At 61.5% G+C, this 5494-nt stretch carries 8 protein-coding genes and 1 pseudogene; 5 read left to right on the forward strand and 4 right to left on the reverse strand.

Annotation, left to right across the window (positions count from 1 at the left end; all coding sequences use genetic code 11):
* Both AC30NL_RS02930 and AC30NL_RS02935 read left to right on the forward strand, forming a co-directional pair.
* Nucleotides 1–248, forward strand: a 248-nt coding sequence (locus tag AC30NL_RS02930) for a hypothetical protein (protein WP_489462518.1), incomplete at its 5' end; no start/stop codon positions are given.
* 381 nt (nucleotides 249–629) lie between these two features.
* On the forward strand, nucleotides 630–899 hold the full coding sequence (locus AC30NL_RS02935) for a hypothetical protein (RefSeq protein WP_489462519.1): 270 nt from the start codon (nucleotides 630–632) through the stop codon (nucleotides 897–899).
* A gap of 74 nt (nucleotides 900–973) precedes the next feature.
* On the opposite strand, the gene AC30NL_RS02940 is transcribed toward AC30NL_RS02935, so the two are convergent.
* A complete protein-coding gene (locus AC30NL_RS02940) occupies nucleotides 974–1357 on the reverse strand; it encodes an ATP-dependent DNA helicase (RefSeq protein WP_489462520.1) in 384 nt (127 codons plus the stop codon).
* A 562-nt stretch (nucleotides 1358–1919) separates the two neighbouring features.
* Between AC30NL_RS02940 and AC30NL_RS02945 the strand changes: the two genes are divergently transcribed.
* Both AC30NL_RS02945 and AC30NL_RS02950 read left to right on the forward strand, forming a co-directional pair.
* Nucleotides 1920–2504 (forward strand): DUF7713 domain-containing protein, encoded by a 585-nt coding sequence (locus AC30NL_RS02945; RefSeq protein ID WP_489462521.1) that lies wholly within the window; start codon nucleotides 1920–1922, stop codon nucleotides 2502–2504.
* A 292-nt stretch (nucleotides 2505–2796) separates the two neighbouring features.
* Entirely contained in the window at nucleotides 2797–3075 is a 279-nt protein-coding gene (locus AC30NL_RS02950; RefSeq protein WP_489462522.1) for an integration host factor subunit beta, read from the forward strand.
* A gap of 93 nt (nucleotides 3076–3168) precedes the next feature.
* Here the strand turns inward: AC30NL_RS02950 and AC30NL_RS02955 are convergent, their stop codons facing one another.
* Complete coding sequence (locus tag AC30NL_RS02955; RefSeq protein ID WP_489462523.1) at nucleotides 3169–3741, reverse strand: YecA family protein; 573 nt, start codon at nucleotides 3739–3741, stop codon at nucleotides 3169–3171.
* A gap of 44 nt (nucleotides 3742–3785) precedes the next feature.
* Between AC30NL_RS02955 and AC30NL_RS02960 the strand changes: the two are divergent.
* Nucleotides 3786–4040, forward strand: a pseudogene (locus AC30NL_RS02960) (transposase); the annotation flags it as partial.
* Nucleotides 4041–4513: 473 nt separating this feature from the next.
* Here AC30NL_RS02960 and AC30NL_RS02965 read toward each other — a convergent pair.
* Nucleotides 4514–4909: a hypothetical protein gene (locus AC30NL_RS02965; RefSeq protein ID WP_489462524.1), complete on the reverse strand. Its 396-nt coding sequence runs from the start codon at nucleotides 4907–4909 to the stop codon at nucleotides 4514–4516.
* Between the two features lie 32 nt (nucleotides 4910–4941).
* Nucleotides 4942–5364, reverse strand: a complete 423-nt coding sequence (locus tag AC30NL_RS02970; protein ID WP_489462525.1) for a response regulator — start codon at nucleotides 5362–5364, stop codon at nucleotides 4942–4944.
* Nucleotides 5365–5494: the final 130 nt, after the last annotated feature.

Below are 5494 nucleotides of genomic sequence, written 5' to 3' on the forward strand. Positions count from 1 at the left end.
AGGTTCTCTTCTGGACCGTTGGCGTCGATGAGACATCCGGCAAGTTCACAGACTGCCTGATCGAGGACGGGCGCAACTGGACCTGTGCACCCACCGCAGACACGTCTCTCACCGTCACGCGCGAGTTGGTCCACGGACAACCCGTCGCAGATTCGAGTGGCTTCGCGCTACCTCTGCGTGCAGTCGCCAAGTGGAGATGGTGGCTGCTGAGGTGGGGAATATCTCTGGGGAATCAAACCAGCGATTGATGGGACGACGCTGAACCGGGCGACGCGCCCCCGATGTCGACATTTGCGGCGGCGAATGTCACTGGTGTGTCGCCTGTGGGGGGGCGACCGCGGAAATGAACAGCAGTCGCTGGCGTTGCGCGGGCTAAAGCGTTCAGGCCAACTTCGCTACAGCAACTGTTCGAGTACGCCCGCTCATGGGCGCGATGAGCCGGCGAGATACCCGACGATGATTGCGGCGCTGGATAAAGCAGCTGAAACGCTGAAGCGTTGACACATTCGCGGTGTCGACAAATCGTGAGCTTGCTCAGGCGACGCAGGAGATGGGCGTTGCACACGTCAACACAACCACTCGCACCTGCGTTGAACTATCGCGTCATCGTCCATCACAAAGGAACTCGTATGAAGAAGATCTTGGTTGCCAGCCTCGTCTCGCTGTTCGCCGCTGCCGGAGCACATGCCGCCGTGACCAACGACGGTGCCGTCACCATGAGCACCGATCCGGCAAAAGCCGCAGCGGTGGAGCGTGAGGCCCAGACCCTGAAGGCTCAATCGGAGAAGGCCGGCAACCCTTCCGGTGCAAGCGCCAGCAAGAAGGCCACCAAGCACACCCGGCACCACAAGCACCACGCATCCCACAAGGGGGTCGCAAAGACGCCGTCGGCCGGCTGAACGACCTGATCGCACCAGCCGAAGGGTCGGCTGGGTTGATCTGAGTGCGCCTCGACATCGTGGGCCTCGAGCACTCAACACATCAGCCGATCCTTGAGCTTCGACCAGCGGCGCGTGACCTGCTTGCCCTTGACTGCCATGGCGAGCGCCGTCTTCTGTCCAACCAGCACGACCAGACGTTTGCCACGGGTGATGCCGGTGTAGATCAGGTTTCGCTTGAGCATCATGTAGTGCTGCGTCGAGACCGGAATGATCACCACTGGGTACTCGGAGCCTTGTGACTTGTGGATGGTGGTCGCGTAACACAGCACGAGCTCATCGAGTTCGCCGAACGGGTAGCGCACCTTTCCGCCTTCGAACTCCACGACCAGTTCATCTTCTTCGCGGTCGATCTCAGCGACAAACCCAATGTCGCCGTCGCAGCGCCATAAGCATCCGGCAATCATCAATCGTTTCATGCATGAACTCGGTGGGCTGGTTTTGCGGCGTGCGAGCCCAGCAAAGCTCAATTATCCGTAGTGGAAGTCATCACCTGGCATGCCGGGCAACGGGAATGGCCTCTGATCGCCGCGCGATCACTCCGTGCACGTGTGCGTCAGCGAGATACAGGCTATCCCGGAAGCGGCCGGTGACCCCGCTCTTGCCGAAATCGGCGCTCTCGACTGCGGGCAGATGCTGCAGCAGAGAGCCCGCTGCTCGACGACGCGGCGAGCGAGGCCAGGCGGTGAATGGCGATGGCTGCATCGTCATCGAGCAGCCAGGCTTTGAAGCGTTCGTCCATGCGCAGAAAAGATTGTGGAGGAAGGCGCCCGCGGCGGCGGGCGCCAGTGCGGATCATCCACCACGGGACTTGTGCGGGGCAAGACGCGCGCTCACGGGGACATCGCGCGCCACGTGCGGTCCGAGTGCGACCGCCATTCGGGGATGCGGCACTGCTTCACCAAGGTGGGTACACACGGCCCGGTGCCGCGGACCTCGACATATAGTTGCACGGCCCTGAATTCAGCCAGACCGGATCAAATGCAGTCAATCTCTTGTGAGGCCTGTGGCCAGGCCACCCCCGCCTACGACATCGTCAACTGCGGCTCGATGGACAGCGGATACAGACAACTCTGTGGCCGATGCTTCAACGCAAAGGTGGCCAGATTGGCTGGACTGCAAGACTTCGAGCACGTGAGTTTCGAGCCGATCGGCATGACCGACGCAAGCGGAGGGACTCACGACTTCCACTTTCGTGCGCACCTGTTCGGAGCCATGATTGCCTTGGATGCCTTCGAGTTGCGCGAGAGCCACCCGGCTGGGTATCAATTCCAGGCGATTGGCGACCCACAGGACGACTTGCTGGCGCTGCTTGGGCGATTGATCGAGAAGATGCGTCGTGCACTCGCCATCAGGCACGTCGAGGACAGCGCGCTCGGTCTGCAAGTCACCGACCATCGGACCGTGCGAGCAAGGATAGATTGCGACCTTGACGAGGACGATCGCGTACCGCTGGTCGTCATCGATGGCCGAGAGGTTTCCTGGGCGGACTTTGGCCGCATGGTAATGGCCTTCGAGGGTTGGCAGTTCAAGCTGGAATTTCGCGACATGAGCGAGGAACTGTGACTCTTCACGCGCTCCTCGATTCCTTCGATGCCTTTGGCGGGGCCGTGAACCTGCCGAGGGGCTTGCCGCGAGAGTTTGAACAGGCTCGCTTCGAAGTTGCCGACGGGCCGCGTGACAGCCGATCAACGCGGCATTGGCCGCCGGACATCCGCTACCAACGCCCGTAGGCTTCGCGATAGGACACCAGGAGGACATTCGTGATCATGTCCAACGACATCATTGACCCGGTCGCGCTCCAGTGGCTCGTTTCGCCCCTCTTCTGTCAATCCAAGTTGGCCGGGACCATCGTTTCATGACCCGCTCTGAACTCGTGGCCACACTGGCCGCCCGGTTTCCCCAGTTGACCGCACTCGATGCCGCGCTCGCGCTCGACGTGATTCTCACCACGATGAGCGATGCGATGGCGCGCGGCCAGCGCATCGAGATCCGCGGGTTCGGCAGTTTTACTGTTCGCACCCGGCCTGCGCGGGTTGGACGCAACCCGCGCACGGGCGAGTCTCTGGAGGTGCCCGAGAAGCGTCTGCCTTACTTCAAGGCCGCCAAAGCGCTGCGCCTGGACAACGATGGTTGAATAAGAGTTGCTGGTAGTTGCCAGATCCCGAGTGAAGCCGATACGAAAAATCCCACCCCAATCGCGACCGGAATGTTCCGCCAGACTGCAACCTCAAGCGGCGCCGTGGTACTTCTTGAACTTGCGGCCACTGCCACAGGGGCAGGGGTCGTTGCGGCCGACCTTGGGTTGTTCGCGCACGACTGGCCTGACTGGTTCGCGTGCCGAGGGTGCATGATCGTATTTGGCCGGACGACGGGCCGCGAGCGACGACGACCAGGTGTACTTGCGGTCGTCAGTGGCAGCTACAGAACTCGGAAGATGGAACATTGCCCACCACGACATTTCGCTGGCTGCATCGGCCACGTAGCCGCGTCGCTCGCTGCGTAGCCTTGCCAGCGCGTGATCGACGGGCGCTGCAATGTTCTGTTCGATGGCACCCCAGTCGGCAAACGTCGGGTCGAGCAATCCTTCGGAATGCCACTGGCGGATGGCCGGCAGCCAGTCGATCGCGACTAGGCGGGTCGTCTGGGCGCGGCTATAGCCGCTGGTGTGGCGCAGATAGGCCAACACCACCCCGCGCTCGCGCTTGGCCGCGTGTGCGTAGTCGAAGCGCGTGAGTACACGGCTGATGTGCTCGTAGCGCTGCGTGTCATCGGCACCACCACCACTCGCCGAGAACTTCACCTGAGCCGTGGACTTCAGAAAGTCCTCGAGTTACGCGATCGTGCGCAGTCGCATTTCAGTCATGTCGCGATCCGGTGAAGAAATTCGCCCGAACAGTGCGTGCTCACCGCGAACTTCTGCTCAACTACTTCCGGGCCAAAAAACAGTTCTCCAGCGGCATCGTCGAGGGACTGAACAACAAGGCCAAAGTCACTATGAGAAAAGCATACGGCTATCGGACCTTCCGAATCGCCGAACTCTCTCTGTATCACGTGCTCGGAAAGCTTCCCGAGCCAAAACTCGCCCACAGATTCTTCTGACGATGCCTACTAATAAGCGTGTGGGAGATGCGAGTCGAAAAGAACTGCTGCACACCGAGCACGGGCATGAAATCTGGGACCTGTATCAAAGCGGCATACCGGTCCCGAGGTGATGCTGACCGGTCTCTTCGAGCCAAAAGCCGGGACCGTGGATCTGTGCAGCGTAATGCGCGAGATCGACGACGCGCGCGTCGAAGAAGAGGCTCGTCGGTTGCGTGTCCCCTAGATAAGATAGGCGTGCGCCCGGTTCGACGACGCCGCACAGTCAGGCGCGAATCGACATGGCAGCGGGGCAGCGCATCACCGGCTCACCCGATCTATTCGAGTAGCCGGTGATGCGCTGCCCCGCTGCGAGGTGCGCGGTCAGTGGCACGGCTCTTCAATTGAATCGGAAAATTGCTGCATGAACCACACTTCACCTGAACCTCAAAGCCGAGTATTTCGACGCTATCGCTACTGGCGAGAAGCGCGAGCTAGAAGGCCCGCCAGTTCACCAGCATCGAGTTACCCCAAGCGAGTGCCCGTTTGAGCGAGTCCTGCAGCTCAGCCACAATGGCGTCCAGCGCGGCCCTCGCGGCACGCTCGCTGGCCAGCCAGGTGAGCCTCGGCCGCCATCGCCCTCTTCTCCGCGTCGACGGCCGCACGCTCGGCGCCGGACCTGGCTCATACGCCCCTGCTCCCCCCTCAGCCCGCAGTTTGTTGAGCTGGCGCTCGGTGGACTGGCGGATCTCGTCGACGCGACCATTGGCAGCCTGCGCCTCGGACTGGGCGGCGTGCAGCTCGCGCTCGAGCGTCACCGATCGAGTCGCGTTCGAAGGTGACGCAGCAACTTCTTGGCCATTGCAGCCCTTCCTCTCTGATTTGGTCATTGGTTGTGTGGTCTCCTGCCCCTGAGCCACGATCAGGCTAGGTTGTGTCGATCAATGACATGGGCCGCACCGGTCCACTGAGAGAGCGTGTGGCGCAGTTCTTCGATCTTGAATGGCTTGGCGAGGACGCCGTCTGCGCCCGCATCTATGCAGTCGCGCACTTGTTCCGGGAAGACGCTCGCTGTGACGATGATGATAGGCAACCGCTGGAGCCGTTGCTCGTCTTCCAGAGCGCGGATGCGCCGCATTGCTGTCAGTCCGTCCATGTGCGGCATGTGGACGTCGAAGAATGCAATATCGAATTGCTCGGCTTTGAGCGCCTGCAGCGCTTGCAGCCCATTGGCAGTGCGTCGAACCGAGCAGCCGCACGATCGGAGCACGACCTCGGCGTACAGTGCGCCGGCTTCGTCATCCGCGGCGAGCAAAAGTCTGCAGGCCCCGCGATTGCGAGTCACCGAAGAATTTGAGTGAGTTTCCACGGATGGCACCGTACCGCCAGCCAAGCGCGCGCAAAACTGTAAAGCCTGACAGGGTTACCGCCAACCGTGGTCATCCGAATGCCTCATCGCGAACGGTCCTGTCCAA

The organism is Rhizobacter sp. (genome assembly GCA_021153565.1).
Classification (GTDB): Bacteria; Pseudomonadota; Gammaproteobacteria; order Burkholderiales; family Burkholderiaceae_C; genus Albitalea.